The organism is Vallitalea okinawensis, assembly GCF_002964605.1.
Lineage (GTDB): Bacteria > Bacillota > Clostridia > Lachnospirales > PQDH01 > Vallitalea_A > Vallitalea_A okinawensis.
Genome location: NZ_PQDH01000003.1, coordinates 285,304 through 308,676, shown reverse-complemented (window position 1 = coordinate 308,676; position 23,373 = coordinate 285,304). Strand labels below are relative to the sequence as shown.

The 23,373-nt window shown below is 33.0% G+C and carries 23 protein-coding genes; 18 read left to right on the top strand and 5 right to left on the bottom strand.

Translation table 11 applies throughout. The features are described 5' to 3' along the window. Positions 1 to 6: 6 nt before the first annotated feature. Positions 7 to 786, top strand: a complete 780-nt coding sequence (locus tag C1Y58_RS10905; RefSeq protein WP_170311588.1) for a CheR family methyltransferase — start codon at positions 7 to 9, stop codon at positions 784 to 786. Positions 787 to 805: 19 nt separating this feature from the next. Here C1Y58_RS10905 and hcp read toward each other — a convergent pair whose 3' ends face one another. Continuing rightward, positions 806 to 2,458, bottom strand: a complete 1,653-nt coding sequence (hcp, locus tag C1Y58_RS10900; RefSeq protein WP_105616075.1) for a hydroxylamine reductase — start codon at positions 2,456 to 2,458, stop codon at positions 806 to 808. A 152-nt stretch (positions 2,459 to 2,610) separates the two neighbouring features. Between hcp and C1Y58_RS10895 the strand changes: the two genes are divergently transcribed. Together C1Y58_RS10895 and C1Y58_RS10890 are read left to right on the top strand one after the other, a co-directional pair. After that, positions 2,611 to 3,813 (top strand): NAD(P)/FAD-dependent oxidoreductase, encoded by a 1,203-nt coding sequence (locus tag C1Y58_RS10895; protein ID WP_105616074.1) that lies wholly within the window; start codon positions 2,611 to 2,613, stop codon positions 3,811 to 3,813. Positions 3,814 to 3,854: 41 nt separating this feature from the next. Continuing rightward, positions 3,855 to 4,067, top strand: a complete 213-nt coding sequence (locus tag C1Y58_RS10890; protein WP_105616073.1) for a DUF1450 domain-containing protein — start codon at positions 3,855 to 3,857, stop codon at positions 4,065 to 4,067. Positions 4,068 to 4,075: 8 nt separating this feature from the next. Here the strand turns inward: C1Y58_RS10890 and C1Y58_RS10885 are convergent, their stop codons facing one another. Beyond that, entirely contained in the window at positions 4,076 to 5,140 is a 1,065-nt protein-coding gene (locus C1Y58_RS10885) for a ribonuclease H-like domain-containing protein (RefSeq protein ID WP_105616072.1), read from the bottom strand. A 234-nt stretch (positions 5,141 to 5,374) separates the two neighbouring features. Here C1Y58_RS10885 and C1Y58_RS10880 point away from each other — a divergent pair, with 234 nt between their 5' ends. From C1Y58_RS10880 to C1Y58_RS10850, 7 genes are all read left to right on the top strand, one after another. Continuing rightward, positions 5,375 to 5,566, top strand: coding sequence for a hypothetical protein (locus C1Y58_RS10880; protein ID WP_105616071.1), 192 nt, complete (start codon positions 5,375 to 5,377; stop codon positions 5,564 to 5,566). A 72-nt stretch (positions 5,567 to 5,638) separates the two neighbouring features. Continuing rightward, a complete protein-coding gene (locus C1Y58_RS10875) occupies positions 5,639 to 6,310 on the top strand; it encodes an SIMPL domain-containing protein (protein WP_105616070.1) in 672 nt (223 codons plus the stop codon). A gap of 84 nt (positions 6,311 to 6,394) precedes the next feature. Then, positions 6,395 to 7,288 (top strand): ComEC/Rec2 family competence protein, encoded by an 894-nt coding sequence (locus tag C1Y58_RS10870; protein ID WP_105616069.1) that lies wholly within the window; start codon positions 6,395 to 6,397, stop codon positions 7,286 to 7,288. 103 nt (positions 7,289 to 7,391) lie between these two features. Continuing rightward, on the top strand, positions 7,392 to 8,009 hold the full coding sequence (locus C1Y58_RS10865) for an SIMPL domain-containing protein (protein ID WP_157950049.1): 618 nt from the start codon (positions 7,392 to 7,394) through the stop codon (positions 8,007 to 8,009). 240 nt (positions 8,010 to 8,249) lie between these two features. Beyond that, positions 8,250 to 8,567, top strand: coding sequence for a hypothetical protein (locus C1Y58_RS10860; RefSeq protein WP_105616067.1), 318 nt, complete (start codon positions 8,250 to 8,252; stop codon positions 8,565 to 8,567). Between the two features lie 205 nt (positions 8,568 to 8,772). After that, complete coding sequence (locus C1Y58_RS10855; protein ID WP_170311575.1) at positions 8,773 to 10,140, top strand: glycosyl hydrolase family 18 protein; 1,368 nt, start codon at positions 8,773 to 8,775, stop codon at positions 10,138 to 10,140. 41 nt (positions 10,141 to 10,181) lie between these two features. Then, positions 10,182 to 10,520, top strand: coding sequence for a hypothetical protein (locus C1Y58_RS10850; protein ID WP_105616065.1), 339 nt, complete (start codon positions 10,182 to 10,184; stop codon positions 10,518 to 10,520). Positions 10,521 to 10,662: 142 nt separating this feature from the next. On the opposite strand, the gene C1Y58_RS26430 is transcribed toward C1Y58_RS10850, so the two are convergent. Continuing rightward, positions 10,663 to 10,830, bottom strand: a complete 168-nt coding sequence (locus C1Y58_RS26430; protein ID WP_157950048.1) for a hypothetical protein — start codon at positions 10,828 to 10,830, stop codon at positions 10,663 to 10,665. 170 nt (positions 10,831 to 11,000) lie between these two features. Between C1Y58_RS26430 and C1Y58_RS10845 the strand changes: the two genes are divergently transcribed. After that, positions 11,001 to 11,666, top strand: coding sequence for an SIMPL domain-containing protein (locus tag C1Y58_RS10845; RefSeq protein WP_105616064.1), 666 nt, complete (start codon positions 11,001 to 11,003; stop codon positions 11,664 to 11,666). A 219-nt stretch (positions 11,667 to 11,885) separates the two neighbouring features. Next, positions 11,886 to 12,338: an NUDIX hydrolase gene (locus C1Y58_RS10840; RefSeq protein WP_105616063.1), complete on the top strand. Its 453-nt coding sequence runs from the start codon at positions 11,886 to 11,888 to the stop codon at positions 12,336 to 12,338. A gap of 129 nt (positions 12,339 to 12,467) precedes the next feature. On the opposite strand, the gene C1Y58_RS10835 is transcribed toward C1Y58_RS10840, so the two are convergent. Further along, the gene (locus tag C1Y58_RS10835; RefSeq protein WP_105616062.1) at positions 12,468 to 13,436 is read right to left on the bottom strand and encodes a hypothetical protein; all 969 of its coding nucleotides are present in this window, start codon (positions 13,434 to 13,436) and stop codon (positions 12,468 to 12,470) included. Between the two features lie 223 nt (positions 13,437 to 13,659). Here C1Y58_RS10835 and C1Y58_RS10830 point away from each other — a divergent pair, with 223 nt between their 5' ends. Beyond that, positions 13,660 to 14,079: a putative ABC transporter permease gene (locus C1Y58_RS10830; RefSeq protein ID WP_105616061.1), complete on the top strand. Its 420-nt coding sequence runs from the start codon at positions 13,660 to 13,662 to the stop codon at positions 14,077 to 14,079. 178 nt (positions 14,080 to 14,257) lie between these two features. Next, positions 14,258 to 15,145, top strand: a complete 888-nt coding sequence (locus C1Y58_RS10825) for a glycine betaine ABC transporter substrate-binding protein (protein ID WP_105616060.1) — start codon at positions 14,258 to 14,260, stop codon at positions 15,143 to 15,145. Positions 15,146 to 15,302: 157 nt separating this feature from the next. On the opposite strand, the gene C1Y58_RS10820 is transcribed toward C1Y58_RS10825, so the two are convergent. Further along, the gene (locus C1Y58_RS10820; RefSeq protein WP_105616059.1) at positions 15,303 to 15,557 is read right to left on the bottom strand and encodes a hypothetical protein; all 255 of its coding nucleotides are present in this window, start codon (positions 15,555 to 15,557) and stop codon (positions 15,303 to 15,305) included. A 463-nt stretch (positions 15,558 to 16,020) separates the two neighbouring features. Between C1Y58_RS10820 and C1Y58_RS10815 the strand changes: the two genes are divergently transcribed. The 4 genes from C1Y58_RS10815 to mutL all read left to right on the top strand — a co-directional run bounded on the left by C1Y58_RS10815 (position 16,021) and on the right by mutL (position 23,371). Then, positions 16,021 to 16,815, top strand: a complete 795-nt coding sequence (locus tag C1Y58_RS10815) for a hypothetical protein (protein WP_105616058.1) — start codon at positions 16,021 to 16,023, stop codon at positions 16,813 to 16,815. Between the two features lie 473 nt (positions 16,816 to 17,288). Continuing rightward, on the top strand, positions 17,289 to 18,704 hold the full coding sequence (gene miaB, locus C1Y58_RS10810) for a tRNA (N6-isopentenyl adenosine(37)-C2)-methylthiotransferase MiaB (protein ID WP_105616057.1): 1,416 nt from the start codon (positions 17,289 to 17,291) through the stop codon (positions 18,702 to 18,704). After that, complete coding sequence (gene mutS, locus C1Y58_RS10805; protein ID WP_105616056.1) at positions 18,704 to 21,373, top strand: DNA mismatch repair protein MutS; 2,670 nt, start codon at positions 18,704 to 18,706, stop codon at positions 21,371 to 21,373. Before miaB ends, mutS begins: the two co-directional genes overlap by 1 nt. 12 nt (positions 21,374 to 21,385) lie before the next feature. Then, positions 21,386 to 23,371: a DNA mismatch repair endonuclease MutL gene (mutL, locus tag C1Y58_RS10800; protein ID WP_105616055.1), complete on the top strand. Its 1,986-nt coding sequence runs from the start codon at positions 21,386 to 21,388 to the stop codon at positions 23,369 to 23,371. Positions 23,372 to 23,373 lie beyond the last annotated feature (2 nt).

The following is a 23,373-nucleotide window of genomic DNA, read 5'->3' as shown; positions in this document are numbered from 1 at the left end:
ATTCTAATGACTTATGATGGCTTTAAAGAAGAAGTCTATCGTGTTACAAGTATTGATCTTAATGCCTATAAAGAACGTCAAATGAAGAGAAGAATTGAATCTTTAATTAATAAGAAGAGCTTAAAGGGTTACAAAGATTATATAGAACTAATGAAAAAAGATCCACTAGTACTGAAAGAGTTTCTTAGTTATATGACCATCAATGTATCGGAGTTTTATCGGAACCCTTCACAATGGGATGTTCTAGAAGAGGAAATATTACCTTATTTAAATGAACGCTCGAGAACTAATCTTAAAATTTGGAGTGCAGCATGTTCAACGGGCCAGGAGCCTTATTCACTTGTCATGTTACTTAGTAAATTTTTACCTCTAAATAGAATTTCAATCCTTGCAACTGATTTAGATGAAGTCATATTAGAAAAAGCTAAATTAGGACAATATGATGAAAAAGATATTAAAGGTATTCCAAGTGAATATATTGGTAAGTACATCCACAAGAAGAATGATGTTTATGTTATTTCTGATGAGATTAAGAAATGTGTGACCTTTAAAAAGCATAATCTATTAAAAGATTCCTATCCTAATAATTACGACTTGATCGTTTGTAGAAATGTGCTCATTTATTTTACTGAGGATGCAAAGCATGACATCTATAAAAACTTTAATAGGACCCTTATTGATGGAGGCGTTTTATTTGTTGGAAGTACTGAGCAAATTATCAACAGTCAAAATTATAAATTTAAACCTTTAAGAACATTCTTTTATAAGAAAGAGGGAGATGCATAATCTCCCTCTTTAACTTTTATCATGAACTAAATATTACTTTTAAATCTTCATCAGGTGTTGACACATGTTTTAGGTTAAATTTTTCTACTAAAGCTTCCAAGATATTAGGAGTTACAAAAGCAGGTAAAGTTGGTCCTAAGTAAATATGTTTAAGACCTAAAGAGAGCATCGTTAGTAAGACTGCAACAGCTTTTTGCTCATACCATGAGACAATATAAGAAAGAGGAAGTGCGTTGACATCGCATTCAAAGGCTTCAGCTAATGCTAGTGCTACCTCTATAGCCGTGTAAGCATCATTACATTGACCACAGTCCAATATCCTTGGGAATCCTGCACAGGAACCTAAATCAAGTTTATTGAAACGGTACTTACCACATGCTAAGGTAAGAATAATGGTATCCTGTGGTGTCTTTTCAGCAAATTCTGTGAAGTAGTTACGTCCAGGTCTCGCACCGTCACAACCTCCAATTAAGAAAAAGCGACGTATTTTACCTTCTTTGACTGCGCCTACGATAGCTTCAGCATTACTTAATAAAGCATTTCTACCAAATCCCATAGGAATTCTCTTCTCTGGTTCATCATCTGGGAATCCATTTAATTCAAGAGCTTTTTCAATAACTGGAGTAAAATCTTTCTTTCCACCTGGTCCTGTTGGTATATGAGTCACTCCAGGCCATCCAACTATACTAGAAGTGTAGATTCTGTCTTTATAATTATCTCTAGGTTTCATTAAACAGTTACTGGTCATCAATATAGCGCCAGGGAGATTGTCAAATTCTTTTTGCTGATCTTGCCAAGCACCACCATAGTTTCCAATAAGGTGCTTATATTTTTTTAATCCAGGGTATGCATTGCATGGGAGCATTTCACCATGTGTATAGATATTAATACCTTTACCTTCTGTCTGCTCTAGCAAGTCACCTAAATCATTTAAATCGTGTCCAGAAACGACAATGAAAGGTCCTTTCTTATGAGTGATTAACATTTCTGTTGGTTCTGGATTACCAAATGCATCCGTATTAGCTGCATCTAATAGTGCCATACATTTAAGGTTGGTCTTACCAAGATCCATATTTAACTGAAATAATTCATCTACAGAGATATTTGGGTCAAGTGTTCTACCTAAAGCTCTAAACATGAAATAAGAAACTTCCTCATCATATTTGTCAAGACAATAAGCATGATGGTGATAAGCTCCCATACCTTTAATTCCATAAATCATGAATTCTCTTAAAGAGCGAACATCCATATCTAAATCAGGATCATCCATTACACCTAAATTCTTCATAAGAGGAATATCAAGAATTTCTTCTACTGTTTCAGGAGCTAGATAATCAGCACCCTCAGGTGCTTCAACATCCCCTGCTTCCTCCATAAAATCTTTCTTTACTTCATTAGCTTTTTTAATATAGTCTACAAATCGCTCTGGGTCAAAATTGACATTGGTCAAAGTAGCAAAAACACATTCAGTATAAAATTCTCCAATTTCTCTAGGTATTTTACCACCGTTCTCAACGACTTTAGTAGCATAGAAGCCAATGCCTTTACATAGAAAAATCAATACATCTTGCATTTTTGCAACAGCAGGATCTTTTTGACATACACCAATTTTAGTACAGCCCTTTGAACCAGCTGTTTGCTCACATTGATAGCAAAACATAGCATTGTCCATGGTGACAACCTCCTTGTATTAAGTATTAATCAAAACTTATTAACCTATCATTAGTATAAATAAAAATACTACTTTTATACAATAAAGGATAAAAGAACTGTCTTTTGAAATAATAATACGGTGAATATAAGTAAAACTAAAAGAGGTGAACTATGAAGAAGCAATATATTATCATTGGTAATGGTATTGCAGGTGTAACAGCAGCCTCTGTGATACGAGAATTAGATCATAAGTGTCATATCTACTTAATTGGAGAAGAGCAGTATAAACCCTATAACCGCATGCGTTTATCCAAGGGGATACTTCAGAATTTAAATGAAACTAATACCAGATTAAAAAAAGAAGAATGGTATGATGAACAGAAAATTCACTTAATATGTGATAAGAAAGTTGATAATGTTGACCCAATCAATAAATGTGTGTACCTAGAAGATGAAAGTTCCTTAACCTATAACGGGTTACTCATTGCATCAGGAGCAAATAATAGAGAACTCACTATCCATGGTCAGAAAAAAGGTACGCACACGATTAGAAGGCTTGAAGATCTCAATCAAGCTAAAGATGATTTAGAGAAAGCGGAAAATATATTAATTGTAGGAGGAGGCATTCAAGGACTTGAGATGGCTTGGGAACTTTCAAAAGGGAATAAACATGTTATTATAGTTGAAAAATCATCTAACTTGATGCCTAAGCAACTTGATAGCGAAGCTGCAAAAAGAATAGAAGAAAAGTGTAAAAGTCACAATATTGAGCTCTTACTAGGGACGTCGATAGACTCTATTTTTGGGGAGAATCAGGTAACGTCATTCACAACAAATACTGGTAAAAGTTATAATGCTGATATGATTATCTATGCAATTGGTATCAAAGCTAATGTACCTCATTTTAAAAATATTGAGCTAAAAACCAAAGAAGGTGTTCAAGTTAATGATAGAATGATGACGAATATAGATCATGTTTTTGCTGCTGGTGATGTTGCTGAATACAATGGGCATATCTTTGGACTATGGAATATAGCCATGGAACAAGCTAAAGTGGCAGCACATAACATGGTTGGACATGAAAGTTTATACAATCCTCCTACACCTGTTACAACTATGAATGCATTTAATCTTCCTCTATTTTCAATGGGCGTCATTAATAAAAGTGATAGTGATGAAGACGTAATAGACTATTCAAAAGATCAATACCATCGAATTCTATTAAAGGATCATCAAATAATTGGAGCAATTTCTATTGGAGATATCAAACATTCACCAGTATTGAAGAAAGCTATAGAAAGAAAAAGAATCATTAACAATAGTGATGATGTATCCTTTAACGATTTATTACAGATACTAAAAGAGAGCAAATAGTAATTCAAGTGATAAAAACTAAATTAGAGAGGAAAGAATCAATGGCAGAAATAAAGTTTTGTGAAAATAATTTTACTTTTGGAACTGAAGAAACAGTTAATAAACTTCGTGAGAAGGGTATAGAAGTTGAAGTAGAACCCTGTCTAGGCTATTGTGGAGATTGTGCTGAAAGTCCCTTTGCACTTGTAGATGATGAACTTATCAAGGCTAGTACAGCAGAAGAATTATTAAGTGAAATTGAAGGAAAGCTCTGAGAGAAAGATTAGTTTCTTTCTTTCAGAGCTTTCAATAGATGCCTAGCATAGAAATCTAGCTCTTCTTTGAAGAGGTTAATAGTAATATATTCTTGTTTATCTCTACGACTCTTTTTAAAGATCTTCAAACCTTCAAATACGTCATAGATTGGAAGGAATGTACTTTCGTGTTTAATATAACAGTTAGATGCTTTAGCTTTTTGCTTCATATCGTTTGGTAAAAATGCAGCCATATTTTTGTGGATGACTTCATCTTTTTCTGGAATATAATAATAATTCTTATAATCCTTAATGAAATAAAATAAAATATCTTTTATTAAGGGAATTCTTACTTGAAGATTTCCATCGATGAGCATCTGCATATCTTTGATAGTTACCACATGTTTGATAGAAGGAACTCTTCTAAAGGTATAGTGAATGATTACATGGTTTTCAAGGATTTCATGCTCTACATAAGTAGCCTCCTGGATTTCGCTAATGATATTAAGATAGTCATAAATAGCCATCAAATCTAACAATGCAATCATATCTTCTTTATTATGAAGAAGGAGATTGTATTCTAAATCACTATCCTTTGTCTGAGTATATATTTTATATTGTTCTATTAGATCTCCACCTGTATATGGATCTTCACGATAAATGCCTACAAGCTTTTCGATAGTTTTTAGTTTATAGTTTTCAAGACCTAGAAAAGTCTTATATTTTTTCACATCTTTATAAATATCAATAGACATATAATTGTCCACTGGAGGTAGCTCATAGGATGATAGTTTATGATTAACATAAGGAAAATCGAAGGAATCTCCATTGTAAGTTATAACAACTGCCTTATCTTTAATTAATTGATATAGTGCTTTAAGAATTTCTAATTCTTCACTTGGATTTTCAGCTAAATGTTGCTCTACATACCAGACATTCTTTTCAAAATAAACATAACCTAATAGATATAGTTGAGAATAATCTCGATGAAACCCTGTGGTTTCTATATCAAAGAATATAACATCTTCATTTTCATATGGAATATAGTCTTTAATATGAATGTTCAAATTTAAAGCTTCTTTTATAATTTTCATGTCACACCTCAATGTTTTCACATCAGTTTTAATGATATCTTATCATAATTCAGTACATTTTGGAATTAATGAAGTGGGAGTTAGTTTATTAAGAATGGTAAAGATAAGTGCGATTGTATTGAAATGAACACAAAAATATAATAATATGATTATATATAGATATATGAATGTTGGTAAATGATTGATTTAGTGAACCGGTTGTTTACCCGAATACATAGGAGAAGGAAGTGGAATATGTACAAACCCGAGTACATGCGGCGAGTAAGAGCAAAGCGGCGAGAGCAAGGTTTATGCCCTGGCTGTGGAGCAGAGCGCGATAAGGATGGACGTATTTATTGTAGTAAATGTATCGAAAGTGGTGTAAGGCGTAAGCAAGAAAGTCGAAAAAGACAAAGAGATAATGAATTAGAAGAAAAAAGTAGCTAGATGCTGCTTTTTTCTATTTGTCAAAATAGCTATATGAATCATATGATATACAGTAGGTAAGGAGGTGGGAGAATGAACCCTTATGTTTTATATCGTATGCAACAGCAACCCCAATTAATGCGACAACATCAAACTGAATTGACTGTTGAAGGAAAAGGATTAATTGAAGTTGAGCCTGATATTGCAATCATTACATTGGGTGCTGTTACTGAGGGGGAGGATATTGAAGAAGTACAGATGAGGAATGAGGAGATTATGGAAAATATTGTTGGGTCTATTAAAGAGTATGGCATAAAAAGTGAAGATATTCAAACTGTCCAATACGACATATACCCTAAATATGATTATGTTGATGGGAAACAAACGTTAAGAGGTTATGAGGTAAGTAATGTTATTGAATTTAGACTCAGAGACCTTAATAAAGATGATGATGTCATCCGTAGTGCAGTAGCGGCTGGCGCTAATATTCAGTTGGGAATTATATTTACTGTTAGTGAACCTGAAAAATACTATAATCTAGCACTAAATCAAGCTTTAGTTAATGGAAGACAAAAGGCTAAGGAAATGGCAGATACAATAGGTGTAACCTTGATTCCCGTTCCTGTGCATGTCATTGAAAAAAGTACTTATATGGGAGAAGTTCGAACAGCAAGAGCGAGTACGTTAATGGAAGCGGGGAGTATCCAGGCTGGAACTATAGATGTAACAGCAGCAGTTGAAGAGAAGTTTAAATTGATGGAATAATCTTGCGTTTAAAGGTTATCAAATGTATAATAAATAAGTTATTTGACTTAAGAAAACAGATATTTACACCAAGGAGAAGAATAGATGGCTAGAAAGAAAAAAAACAATAAGTTCCCAGGGTTTATTAGAATGACTATTGGCATCTTAGTATCTTACTTTTTAATTATTCAGATAGCAAAGATGGACGTAGATAGTATTACATTTAAAAACGAGGAAGTTATTCCAGTTAATACGGATATTTCAATGGTCGTTCATTTTATTGATATTGGTCAAGGAGATAGCACACTTATTGAGTACAAAGATTGGGATATACTTATTGACGGTGGCGATAATAGAATGGCTACTGAATTAATCGATTACTTAAATCAGCAAGAGATAGATGATATTGATTTAATGATTGCTACCCACATGGATGCGGATCATATTGGTGGGTTAGATATAATATTGGCTGAATACCAAGTTGAAGAAATTATAGATTCTGGTACAGAAAAAGATACAAAGACATATAGAGATTATGCGAATGCAATAAGTGCAGAAGGGGCAGTATATCAAGAAGATAAAGATTACGTCTATGAAATGGATGATCTGTTTTCGATAGAAATAATTGAAACAGGTGATGACTATAAAGATGAAAACGATAATAGTGTGGTTTGTCAAATCAATTATGGGAATATGAACTTTCTTTTCACAGGAGATATGGAGAGCGAAGCTGAAAAAAACAGTTTACAGAAGTACGGTGATGTTGACGTTCTAAAGGTTGGTCACCATGGCTCTAGAACATCAACAACAGATATGTTCTTACAAACAACGCGACCGGAATATGCCATTATCTCTTGTGGAGAGGGTAACAAATATGGGCATCCACATTCGGAGACAGTAGACAAACTTAATAATATTGGAGCTAGAATTTATAGGACAGATGAGAAGGGGACTATTGTTCTAAAAACTGATGGAAATTCAATTACACTACAACGTTAATATTTCTTACTGTGACCATGCTCAAAATTTTAGGTGAAGTCATAAAATAAAGAAAAAGATAAAATGAGTGTTGAGTATGTATCGTATATCACGGGAGTATCTCATGAGACAAAATAATGCTGATGAGATAGTTATGGAGGGGACTGGTATTGTAGAAGCTATACCTGATACAGCTATTATAACCCTTCTCGTCAAAACAGATGGTTCAAAACCCTTAGATGTGGAAATAGCCAACGATAATAAAATTACTAATTATAAGAAGCAATTAGAAGACTTTGGTATAAAGGATAGAGATATAAAAGAAGTAAAAAGCTCGATTGTCCCAGTTACAGATGAAAACGGAAACGTCAAGTATTATGAAGGATTCACCTATTTAAATGTCTATCTATATGAACTATCACTTCTTCGAGAGTACTTGTACAATGCAGAGAACTTAGGACTTGAACCTATTAGAGTGAATTTTACAGTTAAAGATCCCTCCTATCACTACGATCAAGCATTACAAAAAGCTACATTAGATGGTATTAATAAAGCAAAGCAAATAGGTGAATTATTAAATATGTTTGTTGATCTGAACCCTCATCGAATAGTTGAAACAACCAGCGTTCATGATATGATAGAAGAACTTTCAGTTAAAACTCAAGAGGATTTAAGTACATTGAATTATGGAGCAATTACTTTTCATGCTTCTGTAACAGAATATTTTAATGTCAAGCAATAGTATAAAGTGAGAAGCACTATCTAGGTGCTTTTCTTACTAAAATACTATTTCTCATTGAATAGGATACATTGATGCTATTGTTAAATAATTGTGTCATATGATGGACAAGTTTCTATGCCAGTACATAATATAATATATCAAGGTTAACGAAATGAGATTAATAGATACAAAAAATGGATTGTCTCTCTAAATATCAACGCTCAATAGATGTTATCAAAATAAAGGAGAGGATTAAAAATTGTGAATCTATATGAGGATTACGAAAGTTTCATTTTGGTTGTGATTTTTTGTATTAGTTTACTTGGATTGTTAGCTATTTCGATAAAAGGATTTCATTCTAGAAAAAAAATTCAGCGTTATAAAACTATAACATATCAGTTAATGCTCTCAGCAGAAAAAAAATACTCATTTGGAGATAAGAAATTTATTTATGTCGTAGAAAGTTTATATATTATGCTTCCAGAAAGAATAAAAACTAAACAAACAAAAGATGACGTTCAAAAGTGGGTTCAACAAATATACAATGAGTTTAGGAAAGAATATTTAGATAATAGTTAGATTGAAGGAAATGGCTTTATAGCTACCAGTGCAATATTGGTAGCTATAACTATGTGAAGAATTATTTGTTACTTATAACTAATGGTATTGGGTATTGTAATAAAAATGAAAAATAGCTAATATTGACAAAAATTGATTAGAGTGATATAAATGAAGAATCGATAAGAAACAGCTATACTATTTAGAGAATATGAGGAGGTTAAGGATGACAAGATATATAGCAACTTGTATGTGTTTGATTTATATGCTAATGAGCTCCACCTATTTTGTATCTTTTGCTAGCCAGAAGGAAGTAACTAAGGACTTTAAAGTAATGGGATACTTCTCTGAGTCACCTTTTGATGACCCAATTGATGAATCAATCGAATTTGAAGGATTAACACACCTCATTTATGCTTTTCTAAAACCAAAAGAGGATGGGAGTTTTTATGAAATAAAAAAGCCTGAACGCCTTAAAGAACTCGTAGAGAAGAGTCATGAAAAAGGTGTTAAAGTTATTATTTCAGTTGGTGGTGTTCGAGTCAATGATCAGCCTCTGGTTACGATATTTGAAACCTTGGCCAGTACTGAGCAGGGGAGAAAGAATTTTGTAAATGGCATAACTGAATTTGTTGAACTCTATAATCTAGATGGGGTAGAGATTGATTGGGAATATCCAACAAACCTTTCTTCTGACAATTATGAAAGATTAATTCTAACCCTGGATGAGAATCTAGAAAAAAGGGGTAAAACTTTAAGTGCAGCAGTTGCAGGAGCAGGGTCACCAGATACTAAAGCAGAATCGGTGGAAGCTATCACGAGTAAAAGTTTAGAGTGCTTTGATTGGATTAACGTGATGGCTTATGACTTATATGGGGGTCAACACAGCCCTTACTGGTTTTCAAATGTTTCAATTGATTACTGGGCTAGTAGAGGTGTTCCTAGTAATAAAATAGTACTTGGTATCCCTCTCTATGCTAGACCAAGTTGGAAACAATACAGACATCTTGTGCAAATGGATCCAGAATATGCTTATTTAGATTATGTAAAGGGTGAGAAATTGGATTCTTATTACAACGGATTGAATACTATTGCGGAGAAAGCAAGGCTGGCCCTCAATAAAGCTGGAGGAATCATGTTTTTTGATATCAATGAGGATACACATGACGAAACCAGTGCACAAAAGATAGCTCTTGAAATGATTAATAGATATGATAAAAATAAATTAGAAGAGTTATTTATCGTTGTTGAAAATAAGGAATTGTTATTTAGTGAAGAAGAAAGCTTAGGCAAACCTTTTATAGATGAAAATAATAGAACGCAGGTGCCTGTTAGAAAAGCTCTTGAGACAATTGGTGCAAGTGTTTACTATGATTCATTCAATCAAACTGTTACAGCTAAAAAAGATGATATAAAAGTTACTTTTGCAATCGGTGAAAACTTTATTGAAGTTAATGATTCAAAAGTAGAGATGGATACTATCGTGATTCTGAAGGAAGATCGTACTTACTTGCCTCTTAGATGGATATATGAAAGCTTCGGTTATCAGGTGACTTGGCATGAAGGAAGCAATACGGTTATTGTTAATCAATAACTTATTTCTTTTATAAATTACTAGATAGAAAGGAGAGACAGATGAAAAGTAATATACATCAGAGTATGTCAATAATAATATTAGCAATTGCTGTTGCTTTTGGTAGCTATTATATCGGAAGTCAAATTAGAGAAACACCCAATATTGAATCACAGAGTCTTTTATTAACTGAAGAAGAGGCAGCGGAATATTTAGGGATCTCACATTCGAATTTATTTAGAATTCTTAGTCTTGAGTCAGAAGATCGTAGTAGAGTAAGTGTCTATGACTCCTATGCTTACATACCATTTATTGAAATTCAAGGTGTGAGGTATTTTACAATTAGGGAGTTTGATAAATGGGTAGAGTATAAGATGCACAATAAGTCATTAGTTTATTAGATTGATTGTTTCATACCACTGGTCTTTATGACCTGTGGCTTTTAATTGGTGTAAAAAGTACTCCGTTTTACTCGAAAGGAAGCAAAAAACTACTGTCTACTTTTATTATGATAGCCAGTAGTTTTTATATAATATAATAAAATTAAGAGTCCTTTGCTGTAATTGTATCATAGACAGCATTGTAGACTGAACATATAGATTTTTCTTCCAACCAAGATTCATCTAATGAGTTTTTTGCCATTACTGTTCCAATAGATTCTATCCATTGAACAACGATTTCAGCCGCCAATTCTTTATTAGATTTGGACATATAGAAACACCTCCTTTATACAAAATATGTCTATAATTGAATAGGTATAACATGATTTAAGCGTTATTCAATTCTCTGTTTACTCAAACTAATAGAAAGATTATATAGTGTTAGAGTAGCGTCTACAAAGTGACTGACATAACATAACTATAAGAGAAGAAGGGAGAGAAATGATGTATAGTATGTCTAGATCTTATATAACACGGCAAGAGCGGAGTGAAATAAATGTTAAAGGAGTAGGGTCAGAGTTTACAGTACCTGATATTGCTATAGTTTCCATCGATATAGTGACTAGAGGTGAAGATCCTCTTGATATTGAGACATTTAATAGTAATAGGGTAGAACAGGTTTTGAGATGGCTTAAACAATTCGGAATACAGGATAAAGATATCAATATACAAAAAGAAATATTGACTCCCATTTTGGATGAAGAAGGAAGAACAACAAGTTATCAAGCATCTACTTTTATAACAGTAACTTTCTATGATTTTGCAACGATAGGTGAGTTTTACTATAATATTCATGGAACAGATATAGAATATAGTCAAATCATATTGACTCTAAAAGATGTAGATAAATATTACTATACAGCTTTAAATCGAGCAATTAAAAGTACTTATGAAAAAGCTAAAGTAGTTGCAGATAGTATGGATGTTCAACTCGTCCCCATACCAGTGATAGTTACAGAGACTTCAAATATAGAAGATATACTTGATCAAATAACGATAACCGAAGTAGAGCAAGCAGAAGACATAGCCTTAAGTACAATCATTATTTCTGCAACTGTTGAAGCTAAATTTTTGGTTCAAAGTAGCAATTCTAAAAAAAGCACCTAGTCCTCTAGGTGTTTCATTTTAATTAAAGATCTCCTTGTTTTGTATTAACCGACGTTTCATGTTGCTCATTTCTTTCAAATCTTTGGAATTATACTATTATTGCTCAAATTAATAATAAAAATGATTAATTGTCTATGATACAATATATTAAACAATTAAAACAGACTTTTCTTTTAGGAAGTATTAGTTAGACTTATGTTAGAGAGGAGGGGATAAAGTATGAGAGCTCCTTTTCAAGTATTAGTTATCCCTTACAAGAAAGTCAATGGAATACCACAATACTGCATTTTTGAGAGAAGTGATGCTAATTATTGGCAATTTATAGCTGGAGGTGGAGAAGACGAAGAAAGGTCACTTGATGCAGCTAAACGAGAAGGATTTGAAGAAGCTAAAATAGATAAAAAGCTTTTTTATTATCAATTAACATCAACATTTTCGGTACCTGCTGAGTGCATTTCAAAAATACATAGAGTGTATTGGTCAGCGGATACTTTTGTTTTACCAGAGTATTGCTTTGCAGTAGATATAGCTGATCAGCCAATAGAATTATCAGAGGAGCACCTGGAGTATCGTTGGGTTACATATGGAAAAGCAAAAGAAATGTTACATTGGGAAAGTAATAAGGTAGCTCTATTTGAGCTACATGAGAGAATTAATTCAAATCTCTTTTAGTCTCAATGGTATTGTTATTATTACGAATATACAACCTCCATCCAGTAAAGTGCTATATGATTAGAATGCTCTCTAGCATTTCAGCTCATATAGCACTGCTTCCTTTAATTCTCTTAAAAATAGTTTTAATTAGTTATATGGATTATAAAGGTAAGTTGAGCTTACAGGTCCATTTTGCGTTAAATTATACTTGTTATTATAATATGATACAGGGTCATTTAACGAACCCCAAGGGAAATTACCTCCTACAGATTGATCCCTGCCATTTAATGTTCCATAGCTCTCAAATGTATCGTAATCACCAATATTATATCGTCTATCCCATATCTCATCGATCATCAGTACTTGATAAGTATATGAATTTGTGAATTTACCTGAAATATCGGTTGGAGCCTCTGCAACATCACCAACATTATAAATGATAGCATCATTTCCAATAACAGTATCTGTTGTGTGGAAGTTAGGATCAAAAGCAAAAATGGCGTGACCCTTTGCATTAAAGTCAAATTGATTATTCAAGACATCGCCATTGCTACTGATGAATACTTTTGGATGACATCCATTTGTTGTATTAAAAATAACATCATTGGAAGTGTATTCACCTTTAGTGCTATGGATAGTTGTTTCCATAACTTCAAATGTTCCATAACCATCATTTTCTGTTCCTTTTCGAATGACAAGATTTACGTTTTCCACATCATTTTCATGTCTGTCTGCAGAAAAAAAAGCATCATCCATAGAGTGATAATAACAATAGGTTAAGAAATAATGTGTTTCTGTTTCTATAAAGATACCATAGGCATATGCTTTCATCATACTGAAATCGCCACTCCTAGGTGTGTTATCCCAGTTGTTACCAGCATCCCAATCATCATCATAGTTCACATTTGTAATCATATCCCCTGCAGGATAATACTGATGCCAAAGCACTTTGTCTTGTCTTAAATCCTGAAAAACTTGCGGCGCCCAGTATTCTAAGACATCTTCTCTGTTTTCTCCACTTGCTAAAACGGTAATACTAGGATTCAAACTAAAAAAGGTTATAACGAGCAACAAGCAAGTTAAGAATAATGATACTGTAATTCTTCTGAAGTTCATTGTAGATCCCCCTCAATAATTATTTTTTAGCCTTTTACATCAACTAGAGTAAACATGTACACTATAATATATTATCTACTCTAATCCTTTATTACTATATGAAGTTATTAGAATAAGTGCTACATAGTTTTTATTTTGCTTTTAAGGATTTACAGATGCATAAGTCGTATTAAGTTGGTAATGATATGGTTAAAATCAGTAAAGTAAAGGTTGGCGATCCTCAATGAGAAATACAATAATGTACAGTACGCTTTTTCTAGTAATGGGAGCAAGCTACTACATTATAGAAATACTTTTTGATGGCACATCTCACTGGTCAATGTTTTTGCTAGGTGGGGTGTGTGGGGTAGGTATAGGTTTGCTGAATGAGCAAAGATTAACTTGGGATATGCCCTTATGGAAGCAAGTATTATATGGCGAATGCATAGTATTGCCATTAGAATTTATTACTGGTTGCATAGTAAACTTGTGGTTGAAGCTTAATGTTTGGGACTATTCAGGTCTGCCATTCAATATATTAGGACAATCCTCCTTACTATTTGCATTATTATTCATACCTGTCATACTTCTAGCGATACTTACGGATGACTATATAAGATATTTGTGGTTTGGAGAAGAGAAGCCAAAATACAAAATCTTTTAATTAATTATTATATGTATAGCAAATATAAAATACCTGGGGAGTTGTGTTTTTTTAGATGGATAACTTAATGATTCTAATGAAAAGTTATCGGGATAATACCTGATAGCTTTTTTCAGTTATAATGTATACTAATATCAATATAATATATTAAAGGTCTTAAAATGAATGGTGCAGAAGAATGAGAAAATTAATTATAAGCATGATAAGTTTAATCATAGTGATTATTTTAGGTTTATCATTTGATGCAATATCAAAAGAAAATACGATAGTTATAGGGACAAAAGACTATCCAGAGCAGATTCTTCTTGGAGAAATGTTGTCTTTACTAATTGAAGAATACACTGACCTTGAAGTTGAAAAGAAGTTTGGATATGAAATAGAAGAGATACATGAACCTTTAATGAAGGGGGAAATTGATCTATATCCCGAATATACTGGAACTGGATGGGGAGCAACATTAAAGAAACCTCTCATTTATAATAAAGACATACTATATCAAGAGGTAAAAAAAGCTTATGCCAAGGAATTTGATGTTGAATGGCTAGATAGATATGGTTATAATAATGCGTTTGGTTTAGTTATGAAGAATGATAAAGCGAAAGAACAGGGAATTTACTCATATTCAGATTTAGCTTTAAAAAGCCGGCCGTTAATCATTGGCGGCGAAAGTAGTTTTTTTAATCGAGTAGATGCTTATCCAGGATTAGAAGAGAAATATGGTTTTGAATTTAAAAATAAAATGATTCTTGATATCAATGCAAAGTATGATGTAATCGATATAGGCGAAGTAGATGTAATAGATGTGGGTACAACTGATGGGTTATTACGTAAGTATGACTTAATATTACTATATGATGATCAAGAATATTTTACGCCATATGAACCTGCAACAATTATCCGAAAAGATACGTTAGAGGAGCATCCTGAATTAGAAGAAGTTCTCAATAAATTAGGAGGACAGATAACAGATGAAGAGATGTCCAGGCTTAATTATTTGGTAACAAATAGTGATTTAGATGTTAATGAAATCGCAAAACTTTTTTTACAATCAAAAGGTTTATTGTAATAGATGATGTGAAAAGAGTAGTGCAGTCAATAAAAGTTACAATAAGTACTAGGTCTAATTTTAATGTGCATATATAATGGATAAAGACGATTCACTGGACTTTGCTGAGTCTAAAGCTACCAGGTTAATACCTAGTAGCTTTAGAAAATAACTGAAATTAATCACAATATTTATTATCATGTATGCAACGTCTTGAGCACCTACATAAGCAGTAAATAACAAGTAGTGTAAAAAAAGGTATAGTATTTATTAATAAACCTGTTCTTAGCATTTCCTCAAATTGCTCTAGTAATGAAGGGTTTCTTGAATATGCTAATATTGTCATACCTATTGCAGCTCCATTTCCAATGGCAATACCCGATAATACTTTTGCAGCTGCACTAGTAAAGCAACAACAAGTATCATTCTTCATAATACTCCTCCTTTTATTATAGTTTAATATATTCTATGTTTAAGATGCTGGACATGCTACAAAGTATAATAAACCTATTTGTTGATTATATTATTTCTAATTGTTTTATTTCATCTATCAAAGTACTTTCAAGTCTTTTTAGTGTTATCATTCAATCCTCCCCTTTGTTTCTAACAAGTATATACTTAGCTAAACTTTCTAATGATACATCAAAGTCTTATTGATAGTTATTGAATCTTCACAGTGGGATTTGCACCTTGCAACAGCCTTATCAATTAGGATGGGGTAATGATCTTCATTAGAGAAATAGTAAGTCTTAAAGTTTATACTTCTAAGATAAAAGTAATCTCTGTTTTATAGATGTCCTTAAACTCTATTTCTTTTATCATCCCCACCCCCTATAAAATTATTGAGTAAATTATATCACATTATAGATTAAATCGGAATTTACAGAAGTAAGAAAGTGCGTTGTAACATAAATATTGTACAAGCATATAGTGAAGTAAGACCTTTAGAAGGAAGTGTTTTTATTATGTCTTTTAAACCTGAACACAAATGTGATAATTTACGTGATTGCAAATGTCCTGTTAGCAGTACGCCGGGGTTTAGTGGATCTTTTAACTTAAAATGTGGGGAATGCTTAAAAATATTTGAAAGCGACGAGCCTGTTGAGGTCGAGATGGAAATAGGAAGAGTTATTAATTCAAATGACTGCAGTATACTCATATTCGTAGAAGTACAAAATGGGAAGGACCTCGTATTCGAGATTCCTAAGAGTGATAACTCATTCACAAATAATAGAATTTTTTTTATTACTAAACAAGCTCGTAAAGTTACTATAGAATGTAAAAATGATAACCTTGATGGAGGTGTTTGCATTGGAGTTTGGGATATGAAAATAATACTCAGAGGTTCAGATACTGATAAAAAATGTGAATGTCCTGTCCAAAGCACACTTGTAGGTAGTTCATCTTTCCAGCTAAGCAGTGGGAATAAGCAAACAATATTTGAGAGCGGTGAACCCACTGAAATATTTATGATTGTAGATTTAGAACCAACTAATGAGCAATGTACTCTAACAGTAATAGTGGACCTGGATAATTGCTCTTGCTTAAAATTCGTTATTCCAGAACCAGAATCTATAGCTAACGATATAACTTTCTATAGTAAAAATGTTGTAAGGGTAACTATTGAAAGTTTGGCTTTAACAAGTTGTTTAGGACTATGGGAGAGAGCTATTATTTTAAGAGGTGCCTAAAATTAATTTACAAGATTGAGCTATATAAAATAAAATTGCATGCAAAAACAATACATAATGACTACAATGTCTAGGTATGATGTATTATTTTTCATGCAATTCACAATAATTTTTGATTCTTATATATTGTATAAGGGCCATATCATTTTTTACATGAGTAAGTTTCGTCGTTTTAAATTACTCTGAATTTAAAAGGCATTATAGACCATTTTTTTTCAAGGTAATTTCGAATTATTATATGTAAAAGAGTTCGGGTATGCTTCGAGAAGGTACATAAAATGAAGACAAAAACTAAAGCAGAAGATAATAAGGTGTTTTATAATAGTATGAAACTAAATAATTAACAATAAAAAGCATAACATATGGTGTGCTTTTTTCTTGCTTTAAAGAACTTTTTTTTGTACAATATATATAATGAGAATACTATGTCTTAAATTTGATAGATATGGAATTTTAAGGAGGATTAATTATAGATGGCAACGCAAATTTCACTTGAAGAATCAAGAAGGCAGAAAGATATTATCAAAGATTTACGAATGATGGCAGATAAAGAATATGCGGATAGTGGCGAAAAGAAAAAGTATTTTATCACTACATTTGGCTGTCAGATGAATGCCAGAGACTCTGAAAAGCTTCGTGGCATACTTGAAGAGATCGGTTATGAAGAAGCTTCAGAAGAAAAAGAAGCAAACCTTGTCGTTTATAATACATGTACTGTAAGAGAGAATGCGGAGCAACGTGTATATGGAAGACTAGGCTTTTTAAAGAGTTATAAAAAACATAAGAAAGATTTTAAAATTGTTATGTGTGGCTGTATGATGCAGCAACCAGATATCCTTGAGTCTATCCGAACTAAATATAAACACGTAGATGTAATTATGGGAACTCATAATCTTTACAAATTTGCAGAGTTATTAAAAACAAATATAGATACTGGTGAAATTATTATTGATATTTGGGATTCGCATGGTGAGATCGTAGAGGATTTACCAAGTATTCGTAAACATCCATTTAAAGCAAGTGTGAATATTATGTTCGGCTGTAATAACTTTTGCACTTATTGCATTGTTCCTTATGTTAGAGGTAGAGAAAGAAGCCGAACACCTGAAGATATTGTTAATGAAATTAAGGAATTAGTGGCTGATGGCGTTATTGAAGTGATGCTTTTAGGTCAGAATGTTAATTCCTATGGCAAAAACTTAGATAATCCATGTTCCTTTACGGAGTTATTAAAGAGTATAGAAGAAATAGAAGGACTAGAACGTATTCGATTCATGACCTCTCATCCAAAGGATTTATCAGATGAACTGATTGAATGGTTCGGTCAATCAAAAAAATTATGTAATCACTTGCACTTACCTGTTCAAGCTGGAAGTTCTAACTTACTAAAGAAAATGAATCGTCATTACGATCAAGAGAAATATCTTGAATTGGTAAATAAAATTAAAGAAGTTCGTCCAGATATCTCCCTAACAACTGATTTAATCGTTGGTTTCCCTGGAGAGACTGAAGAAGATTTTGAAGCTACTTTGGATATCGTTAAAGAAGTAGAGTATGATAATTCATTTACATTTATCTACTCTAAAAGAACTGGTACACCAGCAGCAGAAATGGAGAATCAAATTGATGAAGAAGTGGTTAAAGAACGCTTTAATCGTCTTCTAGAAACCCTTAATGAAATTATTGCAAAGAATAATGCTAAAAAAGTTGGACAGGATTTTGAAGTGCTTGTAGAGGATAAGAATAAAAATAAAGAAGGTATGGTTAGTGGTCGAACAACATCCAACCATCTCGTTCATCTAAAAGGTGGGGAAGAATTGATTGGTAAAATTGTTAAAGTTCACATAACAGGATCTAAAACATTCTATCTAATAGGAGAGATGGTTTAATGGCAAAATTAACACCAATGATGCAGCAGTATATGAGTATTAAAGAACAACATAAAGATTGTTTGCTCTTCTTTAGATTAGGTGACTTTTATGAAATGTTTTTTGATGATGCTGTAACCGCGTCCAGAGAGTTAGAGATTACATTAACAAGTAGAGGGAAGGCAGGAAATGACAGGTACCCTATGTGTGGCGTACCTTTCCATTCTGCTGAAAATTATGTACAACGTCTTATTGAAAAAGGTTATAAGGTAGCTATATGTGAACAGGTAAGTGATCCGAGTGCAGGCAAAGGTATAGTTGAAAGAGAAGTTGTGCGTATTGTTACACCTGGTACAAATATCAATACAGACAATATCGAAGACACAAAAAACAATTATCTACTTTGTATTGAGTTAAAAGATAACAAAATTGGACTTGCTGCTGCAGATGTAACGACAGGGGAGTTCTTTGTAACGGAGATGGAAGATGAAAAGAAACTCTTTGATGAACTTGCTAAGTTTTTGCCTTCTGAAGTACTTGTTAGTGATGGACAAAGCGGAAATAGTTCTCTTCAAATAGAAGAAGCAAGAAAACGATTTGACTTCTTCTTAAATCTCTATCCTGAATGGAATTTTGACCGAAATAGATGTGAAGAGAAATTACTTAAACACTTTGGTGTGCTAAAATTAGACGGTTTGGGATTAGGTAACTATGATGTTGGTATTATAGCTGCAGGGACATTATTAGGTTACTTGTATGAAACCCAGAAGCGACAACTTAATCATTTATCCAAGATCACGCCTTATTCTGTTAATGAATTTATGATGTTAGATATCTCAACCCGTCGTAATCTGGAATTAACAGAAACTCTTAGGGAGAAAAAGCGAAGAGGATCTTTACTTTGGGTATTGGATAAAACACGTACTGCTATGGGTGGTAGGATGTTGAGAAAATGGATCGAGCAACCTCTTATCACTGAAGAGAAAATTCAAAAACGTTTAGATGCAGTAGAAGAATTAATCAATGACCCTATTAATCGAGAAGAGCTAAAAGAATACCTAGATGAGATATATGATATGGAAAGATTGATGGGGAAAGTAGCTTATGGCGCAGCTAATGGCAGAGATTTAATAGCGCTGCGTAATTCTTTACGTATGTTACCTCATATTAAATCTTTGATGGAATGTTATGAGACTAGTTTATTAAAAGATATTCATGTGAACATGGATGAATTAGAAGATATTCACCAACTCATCGATAACTCGATCATGGAAGAACCTCCAGTAACATTAAGAGAAGGCCGCTTAATTAAGGATGGTTATCACCAAGATGTAGATAAGTACAGGAAAGCAAGTACTGATGGGAAGCATTGGATTGCTGAGTTAGAGGCAAAAGAGAGAGAATTAACTGGCATCAAAAACCTTAAAATCAAATATAATAAAGTTTTTGGTTATTATTTAGAGGTAACTAAGTCCTACTTAAATTTAGTTCCTGATCGATTTGTAAGAAAGCAAACGTTAGCTAATGCAGAGCGTTATATAACACCTGAATTAAAGGAAATAGAGGATACGGTTTTAGGTGCTGAAGAAAAGATTGTTGAACTTGAGTACCAACTCTTTACTGAAATTCGTGATAAGATAGCAGCTGAAATGGAACGTATCCAAAAGTCTGCTACAAAGGTTGCTAGACTAGATGTGATTCGTTCATTAGCAAATGTAGCAGAAAGACAAAACTTTATTAAGCCACATCTTAATGTAGAGGGTATTATCGATATTAAAGATGGTCGCCATCCAGTAGTAGAGAAAATGATTGATAACGATGCTTTCATCCCTAATAATACGTTCTTGAATGAGGATGAAGATCGTTTAGCAATTATTACAGGACCAAATATGGCAGGTAAATCTACTTATATGCGTCAAGTGGCTCTCATCGTCTTAATGGGGCAAATTGGAAGTTTTGTTCCTGCAAGTGAAGCCAATATATCTCTTGTGGACCGTATATTTACAAGAGTAGGTGCTTCAGATGACTTAGCTTCTGGTCAAAGTACTTTTATGGTTGAAATGACTGAAGTAAGTAATATCTTAAACAATGCCACAAAAGATAGTTTATTAATATTAGATGAAATAGGTAGGGGTACCAGTACATTTGATGGGTTGAGTATTGCATGGTCTGTTGTAGAATACATTAGTGATCAAAATATCATTGGTGCTAAGACCTTATTTGCAACCCATTATCATGAGTTGACAGAATTAGAAGGTAAAATAAGTGGTGTTAAGAATTACTGTGTTACGATTAAGGAAAGTGGAGAAGATATTATCTTCCTACATAAAATTAAACGTGGTGGTGTTGATCACAGTTACGGTATAGAAGTTGCTAAGTTAGCTGGACTACCTAAAACAGTCGTTGAACGTTCAAAAGAAATTTTATCTCAGTTAAATGAATCGGATATTGCTAAGAAAGCTAGTGACATTGAAGTTCAGACATCAATTGATGAGGACTTAATAACGTCGAAGCAACATGAAGAAACAGTGGTACAAGTTGCAACAACAATGGAAACACAGCTTAATCTATTTGACACACATTCTTATGATTTGATTGAGAAGATTAAAAAGCTCAATATATTAGAAATGACGCCAATGGATGCCATGCAGACCTTATTTGATTTGCATAAAAGTGCCAAGGATCTTTAAAGAGGTGGTATAATGAGATCTATACAATTATTGGACCAACATACAATCAATAAAATTGCAGCAGGTGAAGTGGTTGAGCGCCCTTCTTCTGTTGTGAAAGAATTAGTGGAGAATGCTATAGATGCCAAATCATCAGCAATTACTGTAGAGATTAAAGATGGAGGTATAGCCTACATTCGTATCAGTGATAACGGTATTGGGATTCCGAAAGAGCAAGTACGTACTGCTTTTTTACGTCACTCAACCAGTAAAATAAAAGATGAAGTTGACCTTCAAACCATTGGCACCTTAGGGTTTAGAGGAGAGGCTTTAGCCAGTATTGCTGCTGTAGCTCAGGTCGAAATGATGACCAAGACACGAGATACACTTACAGGAATTCGGTTGGTTATTGAAGGTGGTAAAGTTATCATAGAAGAAGAGATAGGTTGCCCAGAAGGAACAACTTTGATTATTCGTAATCTCTTTTATAACACGCCTGCAAGACGAAAATTCCTTAAACGTCCAGGTACTGAAGGAAGCTACATTAGTGACTTAATGAATAGAGTAGCTTTAGGACATCCTGAAATTTCGTTTAAATATATGAACAAAAGTAAAGTAGCCTTACATACTTCGGGGAATAATAACTTGAAGAATGCTATCTTCAATGTTTATGGTAAAAATTTAGTGAAAGACCTTATGGAAGTCGAAGGAACGAGTGAACATTTTAACTTAAAAGGATTCGTTGGAAAGCCAGCTATTTGTCGTGGAAATCGAACTTTTGAAAGTTATTACATTAACGGGCGCTACATTAAAAGTAAGATTGTTGAAAAAGCACTTCATGATGCCTATAAAGATTTTATTCCACCTAATAATTACCCAGTAGTTGTCTTACATTTTACAATCGATCCTAAACAAGTGGATGTCAATGTGCATCCTACAAAAATGGAAGTTCGGTTCCAAGAAGAAGATCAGATTTATGATCTTGTAAAAAATACGATTAATCAAAAATTAATAAATGATAATATCATACCTGAAATTAAACTGCATAAAGAGAAGTTCATAGCAAAAGAAGAAGTAAAAGAATATGTTCCTGAAGCATTTGAGATAAAGAATAAAAAACTTGAAGAGGAGAGTTCAAAAGTAAGGGAAGTTGAAGAGAAGTCTCTAAAACAAGTAAGTCATGTTAACCAAGTAGAGCCAAATAATATACAACAAAAAACTGAGACAAGTGCAATGATAAGTGGAACAACAGTTCCTAAAACAGAGCTAGTTCAAGAAAAACACCAGGTAGAATCTAATGAGTCAAAGGAACTAAAAATAACTGAAGACAGCAACGAGCATAACAGTAGTTTGCTTAATAATCCTGTTAATGATCAAATTAAGGAAGAGCCCAAAGTAGAAGAATCAACTCAATTAGATATGGATCTCAATTCTCTACAGAAACAACTTGATGATTTCAAGATCGTTGGGCAAGTTTTTAATACTTATTGGCTTATTGAAAAAGATCAAAAAATGTTCATTGTTGATCAACATGCAGCTCATGAAAAGGTTCTTTATGAACGTATCAAGGCATCGAGGCATCATGAAAATAATACACAAATTCTGTTGAAACCAATTGTTGTTAATTTACAAGAAGCTGAAAGTTTGCTAATCAAAGCACACTTAAAAATCTTTAAACAATTTGGTTTTGAAATCGAAGACTTTGGAAATAATGCTTATATTATAAGAGGTGTTCCTTATATTTTTAATACTGTCTTAGATAATAAAGTTTTTACTGATATGTTAGATGGTCTTATAGAAGAGGAGAGGCAAATTGAAGATGATATGTTAGCTGAGAAGATTGCTTTAATGTCTTGTAAAGCAGCTGTAAAAGGGAACAATAGAATGTCTCTTCCAGAAGTAAAAAGTTTAATGTCTCAATTGTTTACATTAGAGAACCCTTATAATTGTCCTCATGGACGTCCAACCATTATCAGTATGACAAAGTATGAACTGGAAAAGAAATTTAAAAGGGTGTAAAA